Raw genomic sequence first — 22,548 nt, forward strand, 5'->3', positions numbered from 1 at the left:
CCCCGGCCTTCGTCCGGGCCCGCGCCTTCGCCTTCGCAGCGGCCTGCCTGCGGGCCTCCTCCGCGGCGGTCCTCGCGGCGTCGGCGGCCCTGTGCTGGGCGGCGGCCTGGCCGGACACCTTCCGGGCCAGCGCACCGGTCACGTCCACGGCCTGGGTGAAAACGGTGTCCCCGGCGGGCGCGGCGGAGTGGGCCCGCCCGGGGCTGGCCGCCGCCGTGGCACCGAGGGCGCCGAACGCGCCGGCCGCGGAGAGTACGGCGGCGCCGGCGATCGAGACCCGGCCCCGTCCGGGGCCGCGACGGGCACGGCGGTGCTTCCGGCCGGAAGCGGGCAGAACGGTGAACGCCATGAGGCGGCGTCGCTCCTTTCCTTCCTTCTCGCCTGCCGGGTCAGCTGACGGGTTCGGAGCAGGAAGGTCTCCTACGGGGCCGCCGCCACTGGGCGGAAGGTCCCGATTCACCCCAGGGACACGGTGGTTCCCCGGCTCCCCTGACGGGGACTCGGCGATGGACGCCCGGTGCCGCCGGACGCGGCAGGTGCGGACGGGCACCGAGACGCTAACCGGGCACCGGTCCGTCCATCAAACAGATCGGGCGATATGTAGCGTGGGCCACACACATCCGCCCAGTGATCCTAAACACCCGGAAAGCCTCCGGAAACGCCCGGAACCCCGGCGCCACCAGGGCTGCCGGGGTTCCGGGCGTCGCGGTCGCGGAGCTTTCCGGACGGGGGATCAGGTGACGATGTTCACAGGCCCGATGCCCAGTTCGCGCACCGGCTCGGCGATCGCCGAGGCGTCGCCGACGAGGACCACCACCAGGCGGTCCAGCGGGAAGGCGTTGACCACCGCGGCGGTGGCCTCCACGGTGCCGGTGGCCGCCAGACGCGCGTACAGCCGGGCCTGGAAGTCGTCCGGGAGCTGCTGTTCGACCTGGTCGGCGAGAGTGCCGGCGACCGCGGCTGCGGTCTCGTAGCGCAGCGGCGCCACGCCGACCAGGTTCTGCACGGCGACGTCGCGCTCCTCGTCGGTGAGCCCGCCCTCGGCGAGGGTGCGGATGACCTGCCAGGTGTCGGCCAGGGCGGGCCCGGTGACCTCGGTGGCGACCGAGCCGCTGATGCCGAGCAGCGCGGCGCCGGTGCCGTCCGCGGACGACAGCACCACCTGACCGAAGGCCCGTACGCCGTAGGTGTAGCCCTTCTCCTCGCGCAGCACGCGGTCCAGCCGGGAGGTGAGGGTGCCGCCGAGGCAGTACACGCCGAGCAGTTGCGCGGCCCACACCGGGTCCTGCCGGTCCGGGCCGGTGCGCCCGATGAGCAGCTGGGTCTGGACGGCGCCCGGCCGGTCCACGATCACCACGCGGGCGGTGTCGTCCGAGGTGATCGCCGGGCGCGGGCGGGGCGCGGCCTCGGCTCCGGTCCACCGGCCGAGGGTGGCGTCCAGCAGTGCCGGCAGGTCGATGCCGGTGAAGTCGCCGACCACGACGGCGGTCGCGGTGGCCGGCCGGACGTGGGCCTCGTAGAAGGCACGGACCGACTCGGCGTCGATCCTGCGGACGGTGTCCTCGGTGCCCTGGCGGGGCCGGGAGCAGCGCAGTTCGGCCGGGTAGAGCTCCTTGGACAGGGCCATGGCGGCGCGGCGGGCCGGGTTGGCCAGCTCGTGCGGGATCTCGTCCAGCCGGTTGGCGACCAGGCGCTTGACCTCGTCCTCGGGGAAGGCGGGGGCGCGCAGCGCCTCGGCGAGCAGGCCGAGCGCCTTGTCCAGCCGGGAGGCGGGCACCTCGAGGGAGACCCGGACACCGGAGTGGTCGGCGTGCGCGTCCAAGGTGGCGCCGCAGCGCTCCAGTTCGGCGGCGAACTCCTCGGCGGTGTGCTCGTCGGTGCCCTCCGACAGCGCCCTGGCCATGATGGTGGCCACGCCGTCCAGGCCTTCCGGCTCAGCGTCCAGCGGCGCGGCGAGCAGCACCTCGACGGCGATGACCTGCCGGCCGGGGCGGTGGCTGGTGAGCAGGGTCAGGCCGTTGGACAGGGTGCCGCGCTCGGGCGCGGGAAAGGCCCACGGCTTCGGCTCACCGGCCTGCGGCTGCGGATGGAACGTCATGACCGCGGCGGTGTCGTTCACAGCTCACCCTCTGCTTTCTGGTTCTTGCCGGTCGGCTCGTAGACCAGCACGGCGCGGTTGTCGGGCCGCAGCCGGGCCGCGGCCACCTCCCGAACCTCTTCGGGGGTGACGGACAGCACCCGCTGGACGGCGGTCAGCGCGAGCTGCGGGTCGCCGAAGAGCACCGCGAACCGGCACAGTTCGTCCGCGCGCCCGCCCACTGTCGCCAGCCGGTCCAGCCACTCCCGCTCCAGCTGCGCCTGGGCCCGCTCCATCTCCTCGGGCGTGGGGCCCTCGGCCGCGAACCGGGCCAGCTCCTCGTCCACCGCGGCCTCGATCACCGGCAGTTCGACCCCGCTGGACGCCTTGATGTCCAGCCAGCCCAGCGACGGCGCGCCGGCCAGCCGCAGCAGCCCGAAACCGGCGGTCACGGCGGTGCGGTCCCGCCGTACCAGCCGGTTGTGCAGCCGGGACGACTCGCCCCCACCGAGCACCGTCAGCGCCAGGTCGGCGGCGTCCCCGCCCCGGATGCCGTCCTGCGGCAGCCGGTAGGCGGCCATCAGGGCGCGGGCGGGCACGTCCTCCTCGATCACCTCCCGGAGCTGGCCGCCCATGGTGTCGGGCAGCGATCCGTCGCGGGGCGCGGGCTTGCCGTCGTGCGCCGGGATGGAGCCGAAGTACTTCTCGACCCAGCCCAGCGTCCGCTCCGGGTCGATGTCGCCGACCACCGCGAGCACCGCGTTGCCGGGTGCGTAGTACGTGCGGAAGAACGTACGGGCGTCCTCCAGGGAGGCGGCGTCCAGGTCGGCCATCGAACCGATGGGGGTGTGGTGGTAAGGGTGACCGTCGGGGTAGGCGAGGGCGGTGAGGCGCTCGAAGGCGGTGCCGTAGGGCACGTTGTCGTACCGCTGGCGGCGCTCGTTCTTCACGACGTCGCGCTGGTTGTCCAGGCTCTCCTGGTCCAGGGCGGCCAGCAGGCTGCCCATCCGGTCTGCCTCCAGCCACAGGGCCAGTTCGACCTGGTGGGCGGGCATGGTCTCGAAGTAGTTGGTGCGCTCGAAGCTGGTGGTGCCGTTCAGCGAGCCGCCGGCCCCCTGGACCAGCTCGAAGTGGCCGTTGCCCTTCACGCTGGCCGAGCCCTGGAACATCAGGTGCTCGAAGAGGTGGGCGAGCCCGGTACGGCCCTTGACCTCGTGCCGGGAGCCGACGTCGTACCAGAGGCAGACGGCCGCGACCGGGGTGAGGTGGTCCTCGGAGAGCACCACCCGCAGGCCGTTCGCCAGGCGGTGCTCGGTGGCTGTCAGGCCGCTGGAGTGTGCCTCCGGCGTGGCCGTGTGACCCATGGGCAAGCTGTCCTTCCGGTCGCGTGCGCGTGACTGCGTACAGTGCTGCCACTCTAGGCAAGCGAGTCGGGGGTCCGCGAAGTTCCCGCCGTACCGCGCGGTCGTGCCGGGTAGTGGTCCACGCTGTCGGTGGCGCGGTCCACAATGGTCGGCGTCAGTCCACCGGTCCAGATGAGGGAGCGCCGCCGAAATGGCCCGCCGCACGACGAAGACCCCGCCCCCCGACGACTTCGAGGAGCGCATCCTCGACATCGACGTCGTGGACGAGATGCAGGGCTCCTTCCTTGAGTACGCCTACTCGGTGATCTACTCACGCGCGCTGCCCGACGCCCGCGACGGTATGAAGCCGGTGCACCGCCGCATCGTGTACCAGATGAACGAGATGGGCCTGCGCCCGGACCGCGGCTTCGTCAAGTGCGCCCGTGTCGTCGGCGAGGTGATGGGCAAACTGCACCCGCACGGCGACGCGTCGATCTACGACGCGATGGTGCGGATGGCGCAGCCCTTCTCGCAGCGGCTGCCGCTGGTCGACGGCCACGGCAACTTCGGCTCGCTGGACGACCTGCCCGCCGCCATGCGGTACACCGAGGCGCGGATGTCCGGCCCGGCCCAGCTCATGGTGGAGTCGATCGACGAGGACACCGTCGACTTCGCCCCCAACTACGACGGCCAGGAGCGCGAACCCGGCGTCCTGCCCTCCGCCTACCCCAACCTGCTGGTCAACGGCGCGTCCGGGATCGCGGTGGGCATGGCCACCAACATGCCGCCGCACAACCTGGGCGAGGTCGTCGCCGCCGCCCGCCACCTCATCCGGCACCCGGGCGCCGACCTGGACGCCCTGATGCGGTACGTGCCGGGCCCGGACCTGCCGACCGGCGGCCGGATCATCGGCCTGACCGGCATCCGGGACGCGTACGAGACCGGCCGCGGCACCTTCAAGATCCGCGCGACGGTCTCCGTGGAGGACGTCACGCCGCGCCGCAAGGGCCTGGTGGTCACCGAACTGCCGTTCACCGTCGGCCCCGAGAAGGTCATCGCCAAGATCAAGGACATGGTCGGCGCGAAGAAGCTCCAGGGCATCGCCGACGTCAAGGACCTCACCGACCGCGAGCACGGGCTGCGCCTGGTCATCGAGATCAAGAACGGCTTCAACCCGGAGGCCGTGCTCGAACAGCTCTACAAGCTGACGCCGATGGAGGACTCCTTCGGCATCAACAACGTGGCCCTGGTGGACGGCCAGCCGCTGACCCTCGGCCTCAAGGAGCTCCTGGAGGTCTATGTCGACCACCGCTTCGAGGTGGTGCGCCGGCGCAGCGAGTTCCGCCGTACCAAGCGCCGCGACCGGCTCCACCTGGTGGACGGCCTGCTGGTCGCGCTGGTCGACATCGACGAGGTCATCGCGATCATCCGGGCCAGCGAGAACGCGGCGCAGGCCAAGGAGCGGCTGATCGAACGGTTCGGCCTGTCGGAGATCCAGACGCAGTACATCCTCGACACCCCGCTGCGCCGCCTCACCCGGTTCGACCGGATCGAGCTGGAGTCCGAGCGGGACCGGCTCACCGCGGAGATCGCCGAGCTGACCCGGATCCTGGAGTCCGACGCGGAGCTGCGCAAGCTGGTCTCCTCCGAACTGGCCGCGGTCGCCAAGAAGTACGGCACCGAGCGGCGCACCGTGCTGCTGGAGTCGGCCGGCACGCCGGTCGCCGCGGTACCGCTGGAGGTCGCGGACGACCCGTGCCGGGTGCTGCTCTCCTCCAACGGTCTGCTGGCCCGTACCGCGGGCGGTGAGGAGATCGGCGACGGCGGCGGCAAGCGCGCCAAGCACGACGTGATCGTGTCGGCGGTGCCGACCACGGCCCGCGCCGACGTGGGCGTGGTGACCTCGGCCGGCCGCCTGCTACGGCTCACCGTGATCGACCTGCCGGTGCTGCCGGACACCGCTGGCGCTCCGTCGCTGGCCGGCGGCGCGCCGCTGACCGAGTTCCTGTCGCTGGAGGAGGGCGAGCGGGCGCTGTGTCTGACCACGCTCGACGAGTCCTCGCCGGGGCTGGCGCTCGGCACCGAACAGGGCGTGGTCAAGCGCGTGGTCCCGGACTATCCGGCCAACAAGGACGACCTGGAGGTCATCTCCCTCAGGGAGGGTGACGCGGTGGTCGGCGCGGTCGAGCTGCGCACCGGCGAGGAGGACCTGGTCTTCATCACCGACGACGCGCAACTGCTGCGCTATCCGGCCTCGCAGGTACGGCCGCAGGGCCGCCCGGCGGGCGGTATGGCGGGTATCAAGCTCGCTGAGGGCGCGAAGGTGATCTCCTTCACGGCGGTGGAACCGGCGGCGGAGGCGGTCGTCTTCACTCTGGCCAGGAGCGAGGGCACCCTTGAGGGCGCCGGTGAGGGCACGGCCAAGCTCACCCCCTTCGACCAGTACCCGCGGAAGGGCCGCGCCACCGGCGGCGTGCGCTGCCAGCGATTCCTGCGGGGTGAGACCGGGCTGCTGCTCGCCTGGGCCGGACCTGTCCCGGCCCGCGCCGCCACGGCCGCCGGCGCCCCGGCCGACCTGCCGCCGAAGGACCCCCGCCGCGACGGGTCGGGCGTCCCGCTGGCCAAGCGGGTGGCGGTGGTGGCGGGGCCGGTGTAGGCGGACCGGCGCGCGATCTCCTGCTGGGACCGTGCCGCGCGGGCGTACGCCGCGCGGTGGTCCGGCCGCCGTCGGCGCCTGGCCGCTGCCGTACCGGCAGGGCCGCGGCCGAGGCGGCTGCCCATGGTCGGCTCGGGTCGTCCCGCGGCAGCGCGGGAACCGTGCTCGGCCATGGCGTGCGTGGCACCCGGCCGCGCCGCCGGGCCTGGGTGCGGGAGCGTCGGCGGCGCCGGTTACGCTCGGGCGCGTGACCATGTGTACGCGGGCCTCGATCGAGCTGGCCGAGCCGTTGGCCGGGACCGCGGCCGTCGCGCGGACGTGGCTGCTGATCGAGCAGCCGGGGCCGTGGGGCGCGAAGGCGCTCACCGGGAGCAGGCTGGACCCGGCAGTGGGCCGCGCCCTGGACCGGGCCGCGAACGGCACCGGCGTGCGGGTGGCGCTGATCCGCCGACCCGGCCCGCACGCCGACCGGCACCGGCCCAGCCGCCGCCGGGTCCTGCTCGCGCACACCGCGCCCCACGACCCGTGGGTCCGCACCGCCGACCTCGCGGACCCGGCGGACCTGACCGGCCTGGACTTCGCGGCACTGGGTGCGGGCGCGCACGGCGGTTTCGGGACCGGGTACCAGGGGCCGCCGATCGTCGCGGTGTGCACCAACGGCAAGCGCGACCGCTGCTGCGCCCTGTACGGCCGCCCGCTCGCCACAGAGCTCGCCGCCTCGGACGGTCAGAACGTCTGGGAGATCACCCACCTCGGCGGCCACCGTTTCGCACCGACCATGCTCGTACTCCCCTACGGCTACACGTACGGCCGGGTGGACGGCCACCACGCCAAGGACGTGCTGGAGGCGGCGCGCTCCGGGCGGGTCGTACTGGACGGCTGCCGGGGCCGGTCGGCCTGGGACCGCCCGGGGCAGGCGGCCGACCTGGCCGTACGCGCCCTGACCGGCGAGGGCCGGGCGGACGCGGTCACCGTGGAAGGTACCGAGGAGGCCCCCGGCGGGTGGGCCGTACGGGTCGCGCACGCCGACGGGCGGGCCTGGCGGGTCGCGGTGGCGCGGACCGTGTCGCAGCCGCCGCGCCCGGAGAGCTGCGGCGCGGCCCTCGGCACTCCGGCCCGCGCAGAGGTCACGGGCATCGAAGCGGTGGCCGGGGGCGGGGTCGGCCGGCCCCGCCGAGCGCAGGGCGCCGCCTGACGTTCTTCACGAACTCCGTGGTCGTCCTGGCCGGTTCGACCGTCGCGTGCCGAAGGTCCGGGTTGAACGCCTTGAGTACGCCCTCCAGGTCGCGGGTCCGTCGGCCGATCGGCCGGTGCGCCCAAGCACGGACAGAGCGGGAAGATCCAGGTCCAAGTGCAAGCCCAACAAGCAGAAACCTTCACCCCACCAGGTGAAGGGGCGGCACCGCGTGGTGCTGAGAGCCACCGCCGCGGTGCCAGGGGCTGCCGCCGCGGTGACTACACGTCGATACGGGACCGGTCCAGCGTCGCCGCCGAACTGGTGATGAACTCCTTGCGCGGCGCCACCTCGTTGCCCATCAGCAGGTCGAACGCCTGCTCCGCGGCCTCCAGATCGCTGATGTTGATCCGCCGCAGCGTGCGGTGCCGCGGGTCCATCGTCGTTTCGGCGAGCTGGTTGGCGTCCATTTCGCCGAGGCCCTTGTAGCGCTGGATGCTGTCCTTGAAGCGGATGTTGCGGCGCTGGAGGTCGAGCACGGTCTGCCGCAGTTCGTTGTCGGAGTAGGTGTAGACGTACTTGTCCTGGCCCTTCTTGGGCTGGACCAGTTCGATGCGGTGCAGCGGCGGCACCGCTGAAAAGACCCGGCCTTCCTCCACCATCGGCCGCATGTACCGCTGGAAGAGCGTGAGCAGCAGGCAACGGATGTGGGCGCCGTCCACATCGGCGTCGGCGAGGAAGATCACCTTGCCGTAGCGCGCCTGGTCGATGTCGAAGGTGCGGCCGGAACCGGCCCCTATGACCTGGATGATCGCGCCGCACTCGGCGTTCTTCAACATGTCCGAGACCGAGGACTTCTGGACGTTGAGGATCTTGCCGCGGATCGGCAGCAGCGCCTGGAACTCGGAGTTGCGGGCCAGCTTGGCGGTGCCCAGCGCCGAGTCGCCCTCGACGATGAACAGTTCACTGCGCTCCACGTCGTCGCTGCGGCAGTCGGCGAGCTTGGCGGGCAGCGAGGAGGTCTCCAGGGCGGTCTTCCTGCGCTGCGCCTCCTTGTGCTGCCTGGCCGCGATCCGGGTCCTGGCGGCGGCGACAGCCTTGTCCAGCACGGCCCGCGCCTGGGCCTTGGTGTCGCGCCGGGCGGAGGTCAGGAACTCCTTGAGTTCTTTGGCCACCACCGTGGCCACGATCCGGTTGGCCGCCGAGGTGCCCAGCACCTCCTTGGTCTGCCCCTCGAACTGCGGCTCGGCGAGCCGGACGGTGACCACCGCTGTGAGGCCCTCCATCGCGTCGTCCTTGACGATGTCCTCCTCGGCGACGCGCAGCATCTTGGTGGCCCGCAGCACCTCGTTGACGGTCTTGGTGACGGAGCGCTCGAAGCCGCTCACGTGGGTGCCGCCTTTGGGGGTGGCGATGATGTTGACGAAGGACCTGGTGGTGGTCTCGTAGCCGGTGCCCCAGCGCAGCGCGACATCCACGCCCAGTTCGCGGGTGACCTCGGTGGGCGTCATGTGGCCGCGGTCGTCCAGTACGGGCACGGTCTCCTTGAACGTCCCGGTGCCGGTCAGCCGGAGCACGTCGCAGATCGGCTTGTCGGGCGCGAGGAACTCGCAGAACTCGCTGATCCCGCCGTCGAAGTGGAAGACCTCCTCGACCGGCTCGGCCGACTCGATGCCGCGCTCGTCACGCACCACGATGGTCAGCCCGGGCACCAGGAAGGCGGTCTGGCGGGCGCGCTGGTGCAGGGTCTCCAGGGAGATCTTGGCGTCCTTGAGGAAGATCTGCCGGTCCGCCCAGTAGCGCACGCGGGTGCCGGTACGGGTCCGGGGGATCCTCTTGGTCTTGGTCAGGCCGCCAGCCGGGTCGAAGGGCGCGTCGGGTCCCGCCCCGGTGAAGATCCCGGGGACGCCACGGCGGAAGCTGATGGCGTGGGTGTGACCGCCGCGGTCCACCTCGACGTCGAGCCGGGACGACAGGGCGTTCACCACCGACGCGCCGACACCGTGCAGACCGCCGGAGGCCGCGTACGAGCCACCGCCGAACTTGCCGCCGGCGTGCAGTTTGGTCATCACGACCTCGACGCCGGACAGTCCCGTCTTGGGCTCGACGTCGACCGGGATGCCGCGGCCGTTGTCCCGTACCTCGATGGAGGTGTCCTGGTGCAGGATCACCTCGATACGGGCGCCGTGGCCGGCCAGCGCCTCGTCGACGGAGTTGTCGATGATCTCCCAGACGCAGTGCATCAGGCCGCGACTGTCCGTCGATCCGATGTACATACCCGGCCGCTTGCGGACCGCTTCGAGTCCTTCGAGGACGAGGAGGTGCCGCGCGGTGTAGTTGGAGCCGTCGCGATCTGCGCCCGTCAGCAGCGCGGAGGGCGGCACGGATGTTTCGGCGGTCACGCGGGCAGCTCCTCGATCCGGATGTTCTCTGAAGTTTTACGGCCGTGTCGGTGAGAGGGTACCGAGGCCGGACCGGGGAGTTGTCATGCGACCCGGCCCCGGGAACGCCCATACTAGCCTTTATCGAGTATCCGTTCGATAACCCGTGGGAGTGATAGACATGTCACGTTCCCAAAGACGCATGAACCATTTAGGCTCCGGGCACGTCCTCTCCAATACCTGGCAAGCCAGCCGAGGTGCAGATCCGGACAACACATCCATATGCGACATCTGACGCAACTGACTCCTATCCGCCGCCAATCGGTAACACCCAGTCATTCCGAGGTCGGTTCTCAAGGAAAAAGGGCCGACAGCGGGAACGTTTTCGACCTGGTTGGATGTTGACCCTGGTACGACAGCTCGTCGAGCTAGAGAAGAGGCGACGTGACTACTGTTCTGACCCCCGCAAGTCCGCTGACAGCGGCAGACCGCTGCGACCGTTGCGGCGCTCAGGCCTACCTGCGCGTCGTCCTCGTCAGTGGCGGAGAGCTGCTCTTCTGCGCACACCACGGCCGGAAGTTCGAGCCGGAACTCAAGAAGATCGCATCGGAAATACAGGACGAGACCGGCAGGCTGACCGACACCCCGGCCTCGGCGGGAGACGACGAGCGCTGACACGTCGCACCCGCGACGAGGTCGCACAGGCGACGAGTTCGGACCTGCGGGCGGACAGACCCCTCCAGGGGGTGTCCGCCCGCCGGCCTGCCCGGATCCTTCTTTCTGCGGCGTGCGGTCGCCGGGCTCACAGGTACGGCGCGACCAGCGCCGCCATGGCGGACATCCTCGTGTAGACCCCCGGGTACGCGGCCTGCGCGCAGCCCGTCCCCCACGAGACCAGCCCCACCAGGCGGCCCGCCACCACCAGCGGCCCTCCGCTGTCCCCCTGGCAGGCGTCCCGGCCGCCACCCTCAAGTCCCGCGCACATCATGGTGGCCCGTACATAAGTGCCGTCCGCACTCCCCGGGTACGCCTCCTCGCAGACCGTGTCCGCGAGAACTGCGACGGACGCCGCATGCAGCACGTTGGCGTAGTCGGCGTCCCCGGTCGTGTCACCCCAGCCGTACACCTGCGCCGCCGTACCCGGCACGTAGTCCGCGGTGTCCGACGACTCCGCCATCGCGATCGCGGCGCCGCTCGGCAGCGCCTCCCTCAGGGTGAGCACCGCGATGTCCCCGGAGTTGGTCACCGGATCGAACTCCGGATTCACCCACACCTGCGACAACCTCAGCTCCACGCCGTCGGTCCCGGACAGATCGGTCCGGCCCTCGATGACCCGCAGATCCTTGAGCTGCCGCCAGTCGGAGACGCCCAGCACCTCACTGCCGAGACAGTGCGCGGCGGTCAGCACCGTACGGGGCGCGACGGCCACTCCCCCGCAGAACTGCCCCGAACGCTCGGCGCCGAAGCGGGAACGGCTGGCAAGGGCGACCGCCCATGGCTGCTGGTCCGTGGTGGTCGGGGCGCCCCCCACCACGATCCCGTTGGCGGCGGCCGGCGCCACGGGAGCGGTCAGTGGTACGGCGAGGGCGGGCAGCAGCGCCAGCGCACCGGCCAGTACGGTGCGGCGGCCGTTTCTTCTGGCATTCGCGGCCCCAACTGGACTCACCGCACTCACTGCACTCGCTGCACTTGTGACGCTTGTGGCACAGCCATCGCGTGCGCCACGGCGTACGGCACGGCTTATGGCATGGAAGGCGGAACGCATGCGGCCTCCTGACTCTGTGGGTAACTCCGGATACCCAGAGTTATCGACAGAGCCGGAGGCCGCATCCGCAAGACACGCCGATCCGGGTCGCGGCCGGGGTCGCACCCGGCGCGTACCGGACTCCCTGCGAAACGTGAGCCGAGCGCGTCAGTCGAGGTAGTCGCGCAGCACCTGCGAGCGCGACGGGTGGCGCAGCTTGGACATGGTCTTGGACTCGATCTGGCGAATCCGCTCGCGCGTGACACCGTAGACCTTGCCGATCTCGTCCAGCGTCTTCGGCTGGCCGTCGGTGAGGCCGAAGCGCATCGAGACGACGCCGGCCTCCCGCTCGGAGAGCGTGTCGAGGACTGAGTGGAGCTGCTCCTGCAGAAGCGTGAAGCTGACCGCGTCGGCCGGGACGACCGCCTCGGAGTCCTCGATGAGGTCACCGAACTCGCTGTCGCCGTCCTCGCCCAGCGGGGTGTGCAGGGAGATCGGCTCGCGGCCGTACTTCTGCACCTCGATGACCTTCTCGGGGGTCATGTCGAGTTCCTTGGCCAGCTCCTCCGGGGTGGGCTCGCGGCCCAGGTCCTGGAGCATCTGGCGCTGGACGCGGGCCAGCTTGTTGATGACCTCGACCATGTGCACCGGGATACGGATGGTGCGGGCCTGGTCGGCCATGGCGCGGGTGATCGCCTGCCGGATCCACCAGGTGGCGTAGGTGGAGAACTTGAAGCCCTTGGTGTAGTCGAACTTCTCGACCGCACGGATCAGGCCCAGGTTCCCTTCCTGGATCAGGTCGAGGAAGAGCATGCCGCGGCCGGTGTAGCGCTTGGCCAGCGACACCACGAGCCGGAGGTTGGCCTCCAGCAGGTGGTTCTTGGCCCAGCGGCCGTCCTCGGCGATGATCTCCAGCTCACGCTTGAGCTTGGGGGCGAGCTTGTCGGCCGCGGCCAGCTTGTCCTCGGCGAACAGGCCGGCCTCGATCCGCTTGGCGAGCTCGACCTCCTGCTCGGCGTTGAGCAGCGGGACCTTGCCGATCTGTTTGAGGTAGTCCTTGACCGGGTCGGCGGTGGCGCCGGCGACGGCGACCTGCTGGGCCGGCGCGTCGTCCTCGTCGTCGTCGGAGAGCACGAAGCTCTCGGACTCCGCCTTCTCCGGCTCGTCGTCGCCCTTGCCGGGCACGACCTCCTCGATCAGGTCCTCCGCCTCGACTGCCTCGTCCTCGCCGGGCGAGGCTGCGGTCTTCTTGGCCGCCACCTTCTTGGCGGGGGCCTTCTTGGCAGCCGTCTTCTTGGCGACGGTCTTCTTCGCGGGTGCCTTCTTGGCTGGGGTTTCCGCCTCCACCGATGGCTCCACCGTGGTCTCGGCCTCGGGCGGCGCCTCGGGAGCGACGGCCTTGGGCGCTACGGTCTTCTTGGCAGGGGCCGCCTTGGAGGCGACCGTCTTGGTGGCAGTACGCTTCGCCGGACTCTTGGCTGCGACGCTCTTACGGGTGCGCTTGGGCGCCTCAGCGGCAGTCACCATCAGCGTCACACCCTCCTCGTCGAGGACCTGGTTGAGGCTGCGCAGAACGTTCTTCCACTGGGTTGCCGGAATCTGGTCCGCTTCGAACGCCCGACGCACGTCGTCGCCGGCGATCTGGCCCTGGGCCTTACCCTGCTCGATGAGCGCCATCAGAGACTCGGATTCGGCGATCTCGGACGGGAGCGTACGGGATGTGCTGGCCGACACGAACAACCTCTCGGAACGATGGGAACGACTCGGTGGATCCGCACTGCGGCTCAGCGCCAGACGCGACGCTGAATATTCCTCGTACGGCCGCCACCTCTTAAGTCATCGCGCTGCCTCGTCTGGCGTTACGCCCAGCTTACGTGGCCCGAGTCACACCCCAAATCGTTTGATCAACATTGAAACCGGACATCTGCCGCCAAGGGTCGGCCGGGCCCGGTACGGATGGGGCGAGTGGGGGACGGGGCGGGCACGGACGCGCCGGTACGGAGGCCGGTACCCGACGGGGTCGGCGCCGGTGCGAGTGGGCCCACCGCACGGGGGCCCGCGGGCGGGGCCGCCGCCGGTCCCCGTGGCGCGTGGTGCGGTGCGGGACCTGCGGCGGCCGGGGCGCGGTCAGTGCTCGCGGGGGGCGGGAACGACGTTCTTGTCGGGGGCGGCGGCCGGCTGCTCGGTCGGCACCGCCAGCAACTGGCGCATCGCAGCCTCGGCCGTACCGCCGTCGCCCTCGGCGAGCGCTTCGACGATGCGGTGGTGCAGGCCGACGGAGGTGTCGCCGGGGCGCTCGCAGCCGGTGACGGTGCCGCCGGAGACATGCAGCGCGGAGGAGACGATCCCCGACAGGTGCTCCAGCATGCGGTTGCCGGCGACCTGGAGGAGCAGGGTGTGGAACTCGATGTCGGCGCGGGTGAAGGTGAGCGCGTCACCCTGGGCGGCGGCGTGCGCCATGATCTCCGCCATGTCGGCGAGGCGCTGCTGTACGTCCTCGCGGCCGTGCCCAGCGGCGAGCCGGGCGGCCAGCGGTTCGATGGTCCAGCGCAGTTCGAGCAGTTCGCGGCGCTGGTCGTCGCGCTGGGGGCCGAACGCGCGCCACTCGATGATGTCGGGGTCCAGCAGGTTCCAGTCGCTGACCGGGCGGACCCGGGTGCCGACGTTCGGTCTGGCGCTGACCAGGCCCTTGGCCTCCAGCACGCGCAGGGACTCGCGCACCACCGTGCGGGAGACCTCGAAGCGCTGGCCGATCTCCTCGGGGACCAGGGGCCGGTCGGCGCCGAGGTCTCCGGAGACGATCATCTGCCCGAGCTGCTGGACGAGTTGACCGTGCAGTCCCCGGCCCCGACTGCCGCCCGCGCGGCGGCCGACCCGGCTCATGTCCGGCTCCACGCCTTCCCAGGACGCGAGTCCGGGTCGGTCGGTACCGGGGGCTTCGGCGTTCGAGTAGCGATCCAGCTCGCCCGGACCGGCGATACCGGAGTCGGTGGAGCGAGCCGCGGTCATCATGGAATGCGCAAGGGTACTCACGCATCCTTTGTCGGCGATGCACCTGCGGGCCTTGAGGGCTTTGCTGAAAAGCACACGAAAGGGTGAGCGCTCATCACCTCATAATTGACGCTTATGGGGATGAATCGCCACTTGTTACTGGTGGGCGGTCAGTTAGATCGGTTGTTACGGGAGTTGACCGGCCTCCGCACCGCCTTCGGTGGCCCCCTCGACAACCCTGGCGTGCCGTGGACTTGGCGTGAGCCCTTCTTCTTGTCGATGTCCTTGACGATGTCCTTGACGCCGCGCACGTCGGCGACCGCGCAACGAGCTTGCCGCGCAGGCCCCGGCCAGCGCCGTGAGCGACAACGCGAGGGCGATGACGAACGGTTGGGTGACGAAGCGCAGCACACCGGAGGCCGTGCTGCCGCCCTCCTGCGGCGCTCCGCTCACCACCGACCACAACGCATCACCGGCGTCGACGAGTTCGGCCGCCACCCGCTTTCCGAGGAGTGCCCCTACGGCCGGTGCGACCAGCACCGGTACGGCGAGGACGACCGCGAGCCCGAGCGCGGTGGTGCGGAGGACCGCCGCCGCGAGCACTCCGACACAGGCGCAGCCGATGCAGAGCGCCGCCCAGCCGACCAGTGCGGCGGGGACGGCGAGGGGGTCGGGCGCCCGGCCTGAGCCGAGAGGGGAACGCAGCAGCGCGAGATCGACGGTGGCTGCCAGCGCTGCGAGGACAAGGGCGGCTACCGCGCTGACCGCGAGCTTGGCGGCGAGCAGGCGCGGGCTGCGGGGCTCCGGACCGTAGCCAGGTGCGAGCGCGGGGTAGCGGTATTCCTGCCCGTAGGTCAGCGCGCCGAGAGCTCCGGCGCCGATCGCGGCGGCGGGCAGCGGCAGTTCTGCCGGCCAGCCGGAGATCAGCCTCAGCGGCGCGGCGGGGGTGGTGCCGACGCGCGTCACGAGGAGAGTGGCGAGGACCGAACCGAGCAGCGCGGTCGCGGCGATCGGCCACGGAGTACGCAACCCGAGGCCCCGGCGCACCTCGTAGCCGAGCGGACGGACGGGGCCGGTGCGGCGCCCGGTTCCCCGCGGCGGCGCGTACCTCCGCCGGTACGTCAGCGCGTTGTCGCTGCTCCCCTCCGCGGACACGGCCGGGTCCGCGGTCTCGTCGGCGAGCTGGTGCAACAGGATCCCGTGCCGGTACGCGGTTTCCCCGACGACCGCCGCGCTCGGCCCGTACACCGCGATCCGGCTCCCGCTCGCTGCCACCACCTCGGCCCCTTTTTCGCTCAGCAACTCCCCCAGCCGCCCGGCATAAGGGGACCGCACGGCCACATGCGGACGCAGCCGGGTCCGCGCGAAGTGCGCGGCCGATTCGTCGGCCACGAGCCGCCCGTGGTCCAGTGCGATCACATGATCAGCGGTACGCGCCATCACCCGCGCGTCCCTGCCGGTGAGCAGGACCGCCCCGCCACCCGCCGCGTGCAGCCGGACCAGTTCGTGCACCCAGGCTGCCTCGCGCGGCGGCAGTCCCCGCGCGGGGTCGTCCAGGATCAGCGCGCGGGGTGAGGCGAGAAGCGCCACAGCAACGCCGAGCCGCCGGTCCATGCCGAGCGAGTACGTGCCCAGCCGCTGCCCGGCGACGGCCTGGAGTCCTACGAGGTCCAGGACTTCGTCGGCGCGGGACGGCGGCACCCCGAAGGCGGCGCACAGCATACGGAGATGTCCGCGGGCGGTACGTCGCGGGTGCCCTGGCACATCACCGACCAGCGCGCCGATCTCCCGCACGGGATCGGGCAGATCGTGCAGCGGACGGCCGTCGACGAGGGTGGTGCCGCGCCCCGTCTCCATCCCGAGCAGCAGGCGCAGGGCGGTGGACTTGCCGGACCTGGCCGGCCCGACCAGCGCGGTCACCTCGCCCGCACGGACGTCGAAGGTCAGGCCGGCGACGGCGGGCGGCGCCTTGCGGCGGGACGTGCTGGTCAGTCCGATGGCCTGGATCACCTCAGCACCATAACCCCCAAAAGGTACAGAAGCCCCGAAAATTACACCTCGGGTCGCAGCATCGGCGGATTGAGCAACGTCGCGCCACCGGCCCTGAACAACTGTGCCGGACGCCCACCCTGACGCGTCGTCGTCCCTCCGGTCGGCACCAGGAACCCCACCGTGCCCGTCACCTTCCGGTGGAAGTTGCGCGGATCGAGCGCCACGCCCCACACCGCCTCGTAGACCCGCCGCAACTCCCCCACCGTGAACTCGGGCGGACAGAACGCGGTGGCCAGCGACGAATACTCGATCTTGGACCGCGCCCGCTCCACCCCGTCCGCGAGGATCCGGCTGTGATCGAATGCGAGCGGCGCGGCGTCGCCCGCGTGATCCTGACCGGCCTCCCCCAACAACGTCCCCACCGGGGCCCACCGGGCACTCTTCGCATCGCCTCCCGCGCGGGGTGCGGGCAGATCCGGCGCCAGTACCAGGTGCGCGACGCTGACCACCCTCATCCGAGGGTCCCGCTGCGGGTCGCCGTAGGTGGCGAGCTGCTCCAGGTGCGCGCCGTTCTGTGCGCGCAGGCCCGTCTCCTCGGCGAGTTCGCGGGCCGCGGCCTGCGAAAGATCCTCGTCGATGCGCACGAACCCGCCCGGCAGCGCCCACTTCCCCTGGAACGGCGGCTCACCACGACGGACGGACAGCGCGCACAGCGCGTGGTCCCGCACCGTGAGCACCACCAGGTCGACGGTGACAGCGAAGGGCGGAAAGGCCGACGGGTCGTAGGGCGACATGCCGCGATCATAGTCGTCTGCCTGACGATAATCAGCCGGATCGGCAGCACTTCGCGATCAATCCCCGAGGTTTTCCCACCGCCGGGCATTCCCTGCCGAGCCCCCGGCCAGGCGCCTGGGCGCCTCGCCGTCCTGATCGCTCAGCCCTCCTTTCCGGGGGAGCGCCGGTGCCGGATGTGCGGCACACCGCGGAACGATTCCTCACCGTCCTCCTTCCTGGGGAGCGCGTCATGGCGGGGGCATCCTCGCTCGGGGTCTCCCGCACGGCTCGACGCGGGCGGCGGGCAGGGCGGGCGTGCACGGGGCGGGCGGTGCGCGGGTCCGGGACCCGTACCGCGTATTCGGGGAGCCTCACGGAACCCGGCGGGCGTTTGCGGCGCCTTCCGGAGCCCGGCCGTGCGGTGCGGCGCCGCGCGGGACCACTCACCGGCGGGTTCGGACACGGTGGCCTCCGGGTGAGTGGCGGCCGGGTCCTCGACCGGCTGGTCCCGCCGGTCCGCGGCGGGCCTTGGCCGCGGCGATCACCCGGTCGCGGCGTTCCTGTCGCAGGCAGCGGCGGAGCAGTTCCGGGTCCAGGCCCTCGTTGACGGAGTGGTGGAGCAGCCGGGCGAAGGTGTAGTGCGGTTCGAGTTCGAGGGCCAGACCGAGGGCCACGCGTGCCTCGGCCTCGTCACCGGAGGACCACGCGACCCATCCGGCCAGGGTGAGGGGTGCCGCCGCGTGCTCGCCGTAAGGCCCGGCACAGCGGCGGGCCAGTGCTCGCCACAACCGCAGGGCCGCGTCCGCCTGCGCCGGTTCCATCCATTCCGCGGCCCGGTCGCGGGTCCGCCTGTCCTGCAGTCCGAGGATGATCGCCGCCGCCTCGTCGTCGCCGAGCAGCTTGTCGTCCCGCTGGTCGCCGCGGGCGGGATCGGTGACCGGCGGCGCTGCGCGGAACCTCTCCAGAGCGGCACGAGCCAGCGCGAGGGTGCGGTTCCTGGCGTCCTCGCCGTCACCGTCGGCCAGCATGCGCGGCACCAGTTCGGCACACGCCATGTCGAGGGCGGTCTCTTGCCCGCGGTTGCGTGGCTGGGCGGGCTTGAGCCTGGATTCCATGTCGCGGAGCGAGGCCGGGGCGGGCAGGCCCACGTAGGCGGCGGTGGCGGCGATGTTCGACGTACCGGGCGGTGGAAGCGCGACCCCGTCCTCCGGTGTGGCGGCCTCCTCGGGCCGGCAGTAGGACCACCAGCGGCCCGCCGACACGCACAGGGCCTCGACGACAGGCACGTTCAGCTCGCCGCAGGCGACGCGCAGCAGCTGGGCGAGTGGTCGCAGCCGCACCGTCACCTCCGACGACCGCTCGCCCTCGCACGGGTCCTGGCAGAGGAAGGCAACGACGGCATCGGGCCGGGCGCCGCGCCGCGTGCTGTTGTTCACCAGGCATTCGGCGAGTTGCCTGGCGACCTCGGGCCATTCGTCCGGGTCCTGCGGGAGCCCGAGCCGGAGTCGGCCGCCGAAGCGGCCGTGCACTCCGTGCAGGGCCACGAGGACGATGCTGTCGTTGGGATGGAAACCCATCAGAAAGGGCAAGGCGTCTGCGAGCTCGGCGGGGCCGCGCAAGGTGACCTTGACGTCGACCGCCCGTTTTGATGACTGTCCGTGGTTGATCTGGTTGCTCTGCGTCATGAGTCGACGATGGCGCATCGGGCATGTTCCGCACCAGACCCCCCAAAAAAACCTGTGGATAACTTCCGCAGAGTTATCCACAGCTCACGGAGTGCAGTTCGCGGGATGTCGGTGCTATGGGGTTGCATGGAGCCATGACCGAAACGACCACCGCGCTGCGTACCGCGGCCGACACCGTACTGAGCCGACTCGTCGGCGCCGAGCCGGGCGCCGCGAGGCTCCGTGAGGACCAGTGGCTCGCCGTCGAGGCACTGGTCGCGCACGGCCGCAGAACCCTGGTCGTGCAGCGCACCGGATGGGGCAAGTCGGCGGTCTATTTCGTGGCGACGGCCCTGCTCCGCGAACGCGGCAGCGGACCGACGGTGATCGTGTCACCGCTGCTCGCTCTGATGCGCAATCAGGTGGAGGCCGCGGCGCGGGCGGGAATCAGGGCCCGCACCATCAACTCCTCCAACAGCGAGGAGTGGGGAGACGTCGAAGCCGGGGTCGCAGCCGGCGAGGTGGACGTGCTGCTGGTGAGCCCGGAGCGGCTCAACAACCCGGACTTCCGCGATCAGGTGCTGCCCAAGCTCGCTGCGACGACGGGCCTTCTCGTCGTCGACGAAGCGCACTGCATCTCGGACTGGGGCCACGATTTCCGCCCCGACTATCGGCGGCTGCGCACGATGCTCGCCGATCTGCCGCCGGGCGTGCCCGTCCTGGCCACGACGGCGACGGCGAACGCCAGGGTGACCGCCGATGTGGCGGAGCAGCTCGGCACCGGTACCTCCGGCGACGAGGAAGGCGCGCTCGTGCTGCGCGGGCCGCTGGACCGCGAGAGTCTGTCACTCGCCGTGCTGAGGCTGCCGGACGCCGCCCACCGGCTGGCCTGGCTCGCCGACCACCTCGGCGCACTCCCGGGCTCCGGCATCATCTACACCCTGACAGTGGCCGCCGCGGACGAGATCACCGCCTTCCTGCGGCAGCGCGGCTACGTGGTGGCCTCCTACTCCGGCCGGACGGAGAACGCCGAACGCCAGGCCGCCGAGGCCGACCTGCTCGCCAACCGGGTCAAGGCACTGGTGGCCACATCGGCGCTGGGCATGGGCTTCGACAAACCCGATCTCGGGTTCGTCGTCCACGTCGGATCGCCCTCGTCGCCGATCGCGTACTACCAGCAGGTCGGCCGGGCCGGACGCGGCGTCGACCACGCCGAGGTGCTGCTGCTTCCCGGCCCTGAGGACGCGTCGATCTGGCGGTATTTCGCGTCCCTCGCCTTTCCACCGGAGGAGCAGGTCCGGCGCACGCTGGACATCCTCGCCGCAGCGGAGAGGCCGCTGTCCGTCCCCGCGCTCGAAGCTCGCGTCGATCTGCGCCGCTCCCGGCTGGAGATCATGCTCAAGGTGCTGGACGTGGACGGCGCCGTACGCCGGGTGCGCGGCGGATGGACCGCCACCGGGAAGCCCTGGGGCTACGACACCGAGCGCTACGCCTGGGTGGCGCGTCAGCGCGAGGCCGAGCAGCAGGCGATGCGGGAGTACGCGAACGCGACGGGTTGCCGGATGGAGTTCCTGCGCCGGCAACTGGACGACGGGCAGGCCGCGCCGTGCGGGCGGTGTGACAACTGCGCGGGCGCCCGTTTCCCGGTGGAGGTCTCCACCGCTGCACTGGATGCCGCCCGGGCTGCCCTCGGCCGGCCCGGCGTCGAGCTGGAGCCGCGCAAGATGTGGCCGACCGGCCTGGAGGCGACAGGGGTGGCGCTCAAGGGCCGGATCCCGGCCGCCGAACAGGCGGCGCCGGGCCGGGCCCTGGGCAGGCTCTCCGACATCGGCTGGGGCAACCGCCTTCGCCCGCTGTTCGCCGAGGGCGCCGCCGACCAGCCGGTGCCACCCGACGCGGTGGACGCGGTGGTGCAGGTGCTCGCCGAGTGGGCCACGGGTCCCGGTGGTTGGGCCTGCGGAGAGCCGGACGCGCCCGAGCGCCCGGTCGGCGTGGTGGGCGTCGCCTCGCGGCGGCACGGCCGACTGGTCGAGTCGCTGAGCGCCCGGATCTCGGGAGTCGGCCGGATACCGCTGCTCGGCCAGGTGGACTACGCGGAGAACGGCGACCCCGGCGGCGTGCCGCGCAGCAACAGTGCGCAGCGGGTGCGGGCGCTGCAGGGAGCCTTCTCGCTGTCCGGTGAGTTGACTGCGGCGCTCCGACAGACACCGGGTCCGGTGCTGCTGGTGGACGACTTCGCGGACACCGGGTGGACCCTCGCGGTCGTCGCTCGGCTGCTGCGGCGAGCCGGGGCAACCGCGGTGTTCCCGCTGGTCCTGGCGGTTCAGGGATGAGCGGGCGGTGGCCAGCGGACAGCGGACGGCCGCGAGTCGGCGGGGATCTATACGGCGGACAGGTCCATACCGGTCGGAGACTCCAATTGCCCGTTGCCGCACAGCAACACGGGAGGAAGAATTGGGGGCGGATCCCCGATCGGCTCTTGGAGCCCCCTGACCGGCGTGTGCCCGCAGCCGGTCCACGGGTGTATCCGTGAAGGGAGGACCGTGACCATAGGCTTCGTTACGGCGACGTCCACCGCTACCGCCTCCCGCGCCACGCGCAATCTGGAACCGGCCGACTGGACCGGCGCCGTAGTGCCGTTGCTGGCCAATCCGCGTGACGTGATCAAGGACCTGCACGCCCGGCACCTGCCGTGCCCGTCCACGGCGGTGGTCGCGGTGTACGACGCGGACGGGCGGATACGGGCGAGCGCGTCGTTCACCGGTCGCGGTGGCGTGGTGGACGGCTGGGAGCGGCGCAACGCCCTGCTGTCCCATCTGCGCCGGGTGATCCCGCACGACCTGCGGCTGCGCCACCCGGTGCGGACCGCCGTACTGCTCGTCTGCCGGGACGGCTCCACCGGGTGGACGGAGGAGGACGGCGCGTGGATGTGGGGTCTGCGGGACGCCTGTGTCCTGCACGGCCTGCGCTGCGGGTCGTACGTGGCGCTCACCGGCGACGGGTGGAGCGTCATCGGTGAGAACCGCACCGGTCGAACGCCGAACGCCACCTCCTGGTCCCGGCGGGCAGCGACCGCATCGGCGCCGCTTTCCAGCGGGACCCCGCGGCCACTGCCCCGGGCCGCCGTGCTCTGACCGTCAGGCGCTCGCACCCAGCAGCGTGTTGATCCTGGCCGGGTCGCCGCACACGATGAGCAGCACCCCCGCGCGGGAGAGCGCACCCGCGAGTGCGCGAGGCATCGTTTCGTCAGTGCCGCCGTTCATCGCCACGACCACGACGGGCCGGCCGGTGGCGCGTTCGGCGCGGATGTCGGCGTAGAAGACGTCGTCGGCCGCGTCGTGCTGAGCCCAGTAGGAGGCCTCGCCGAAGGAGAGTTCGTGCGCGGCCCAGGGGTGCGGGTCGCCGGTGGTGAGGACAAGGATCTCGCCGGGCGGACGGCCGGTGTCCAGCAGCAGGTCCACCGTCTCGTCCGCGGCGTCGACGGCGCCGGACACGGGAGCGGGGATCAACTGGATCCGGGCGGTGGTGGGTTCGGCGGCGGGTTCGGGAACGGAGGCACGCCGCGGCGGCGCCGGGGTGGCTGCCTTCGGCGGCGCCGGTCGCGGCACCGGGGGCCGCGGCGGACCGGGTACGGGACGGGGGGCCGACGCACTCCGGCCGCTGGCCGGAGCAGTGCGGGGACCCGGGACACTCTCGTGAATCGGAGGCTCCTCGGGGGTGAGAGGCATGAGTTGATGTCTATCAAATACGCA

15 protein-coding genes, 1 pseudogene and 1 riboswitch are annotated in these 22,548 nt (G+C 71.6%); of the genes and pseudogenes, 5 read left to right on the forward strand and 11 right to left on the reverse strand.

Going from position 1 to position 22,548, the window contains the following annotated elements; genetic code table 11:
• The 3 genes and pseudogenes from VIW71_RS21370 to VIW71_RS21380 all read right to left on the reverse strand — a co-directional run.
• Nucleotides 1–349: pseudogene (locus tag VIW71_RS21370) on the reverse strand (hypothetical protein); the annotation flags it as partial.
• Nucleotides 350–364: 15 nt separating this feature from the next.
• Nucleotides 365–516: riboswitch (cyclic di-AMP (ydaO/yuaA leader) on the reverse strand.
• A 217-nt stretch (nucleotides 517–733) separates the two neighbouring features.
• Nucleotides 734–2,098, reverse strand: a complete 1,365-nt coding sequence (locus tag VIW71_RS21375) for a M16 family metallopeptidase (RefSeq protein ID WP_331624097.1) — start codon at nucleotides 2,096–2,098, stop codon at nucleotides 734–736.
• A gap of 17 nt (nucleotides 2,099–2,115) precedes the next feature.
• Nucleotides 2,116–3,441 (reverse strand): M16 family metallopeptidase, encoded by a 1,326-nt coding sequence (locus tag VIW71_RS21380; RefSeq protein ID WP_331624063.1) that lies wholly within the window; start codon nucleotides 3,439–3,441, stop codon nucleotides 2,116–2,118.
• Between the two features lie 190 nt (nucleotides 3,442–3,631).
• Here VIW71_RS21380 and VIW71_RS21385 point away from each other — a divergent pair, with 190 nt between their 5' ends.
• Together VIW71_RS21385 and VIW71_RS21390 are read left to right on the forward strand one after the other, a co-directional pair.
• On the forward strand, nucleotides 3,632–6,076 hold the full coding sequence (locus VIW71_RS21385; protein WP_331624064.1) for a DNA gyrase/topoisomerase IV subunit A: 2,445 nt from the start codon (nucleotides 3,632–3,634) through the stop codon (nucleotides 6,074–6,076).
• A 247-nt stretch (nucleotides 6,077–6,323) separates the two neighbouring features.
• Nucleotides 6,324–7,271, forward strand: a complete 948-nt coding sequence (locus VIW71_RS21390; protein ID WP_331624065.1) for a sucrase ferredoxin — start codon at nucleotides 6,324–6,326, stop codon at nucleotides 7,269–7,271.
• A 260-nt stretch (nucleotides 7,272–7,531) separates the two neighbouring features.
• On the opposite strand, the gene VIW71_RS21395 is transcribed toward VIW71_RS21390, so the two are convergent.
• A complete protein-coding gene (locus VIW71_RS21395) occupies nucleotides 7,532–9,652 on the reverse strand; it encodes a DNA gyrase/topoisomerase IV subunit B (RefSeq protein WP_331624066.1) in 2,121 nt (706 codons plus the stop codon).
• Nucleotides 9,653–10,075: 423 nt separating this feature from the next.
• On the opposite strand from VIW71_RS21395, the gene VIW71_RS21400 reads away from it, so the two are divergent.
• On the forward strand, nucleotides 10,076–10,306 hold the full coding sequence (locus VIW71_RS21400; RefSeq protein ID WP_331624067.1) for a DUF7455 domain-containing protein: 231 nt from the start codon (nucleotides 10,076–10,078) through the stop codon (nucleotides 10,304–10,306).
• A gap of 127 nt (nucleotides 10,307–10,433) precedes the next feature.
• Here VIW71_RS21400 and VIW71_RS21405 read toward each other — a convergent pair whose 3' ends face one another.
• From VIW71_RS21405 to VIW71_RS21430, 6 genes are all read right to left on the reverse strand, one after another.
• The gene (locus VIW71_RS21405) at nucleotides 10,434–11,297 is read right to left on the reverse strand and encodes a S1 family serine peptidase (protein ID WP_414720803.1); all 864 of its coding nucleotides are present in this window, start codon (nucleotides 11,295–11,297) and stop codon (nucleotides 10,434–10,436) included.
• Nucleotides 11,298–11,543: 246 nt separating this feature from the next.
• A complete protein-coding gene (locus VIW71_RS21410; protein ID WP_331624068.1) occupies nucleotides 11,544–13,109 on the reverse strand; it encodes an RNA polymerase sigma factor in 1,566 nt (521 codons plus the stop codon).
• A 393-nt stretch (nucleotides 13,110–13,502) separates the two neighbouring features.
• Nucleotides 13,503–14,408, reverse strand: a complete 906-nt coding sequence (locus VIW71_RS21415) for a FadR/GntR family transcriptional regulator (RefSeq protein ID WP_331624069.1) — start codon at nucleotides 14,406–14,408, stop codon at nucleotides 13,503–13,505.
• Nucleotides 14,409–14,552: 144 nt separating this feature from the next.
• Nucleotides 14,553–16,376: an ATP-binding cassette domain-containing protein gene (locus VIW71_RS21420; RefSeq protein WP_331624071.1), complete on the reverse strand. Its 1,824-nt coding sequence runs from the start codon at nucleotides 16,374–16,376 to the stop codon at nucleotides 14,553–14,555.
• Between the two features lie 41 nt (nucleotides 16,377–16,417).
• Nucleotides 16,418–17,152 carry an NUDIX hydrolase gene (locus tag VIW71_RS21425; RefSeq protein ID WP_331624072.1) on the reverse strand — a complete coding sequence of 245 codons (735 nt, stop codon included), beginning with the start codon at nucleotides 17,150–17,152 and terminating at the stop codon, nucleotides 16,418–16,420.
• A 423-nt stretch (nucleotides 17,153–17,575) separates the two neighbouring features.
• The gene (locus VIW71_RS21430; protein WP_331624073.1) at nucleotides 17,576–18,817 is read right to left on the reverse strand and encodes a DUF4192 domain-containing protein; all 1,242 of its coding nucleotides are present in this window, start codon (nucleotides 18,815–18,817) and stop codon (nucleotides 17,576–17,578) included.
• 134 nt (nucleotides 18,818–18,951) lie between these two features.
• Here VIW71_RS21430 and VIW71_RS21435 point away from each other — a divergent pair, with 134 nt between their 5' ends.
• Entirely contained in the window at nucleotides 18,952–21,129 is a 2,178-nt protein-coding gene (locus VIW71_RS21435; protein WP_331624074.1) for a RecQ family ATP-dependent DNA helicase, read from the forward strand.
• A gap of 210 nt (nucleotides 21,130–21,339) precedes the next feature.
• A complete protein-coding gene (locus VIW71_RS21440; RefSeq protein WP_331624076.1) occupies nucleotides 21,340–21,930 on the forward strand; it encodes a hypothetical protein in 591 nt (196 codons plus the stop codon).
• Nucleotides 21,931–21,933: 3 nt separating this feature from the next.
• On the opposite strand, the gene VIW71_RS21445 is transcribed toward VIW71_RS21440, so the two are convergent.
• Nucleotides 21,934–22,524 (reverse strand): hypothetical protein, encoded by a 591-nt coding sequence (locus VIW71_RS21445; protein ID WP_331624077.1) that lies wholly within the window; start codon nucleotides 22,522–22,524, stop codon nucleotides 21,934–21,936.
• Nucleotides 22,525–22,548 lie beyond the last annotated feature (24 nt).

The sequence above is a fragment of the Streptomyces sp. genome, assembly GCF_036524955.1.
GTDB lineage: Bacteria > Actinomycetota > Actinomycetes > Streptomycetales > Streptomycetaceae > Actinacidiphila.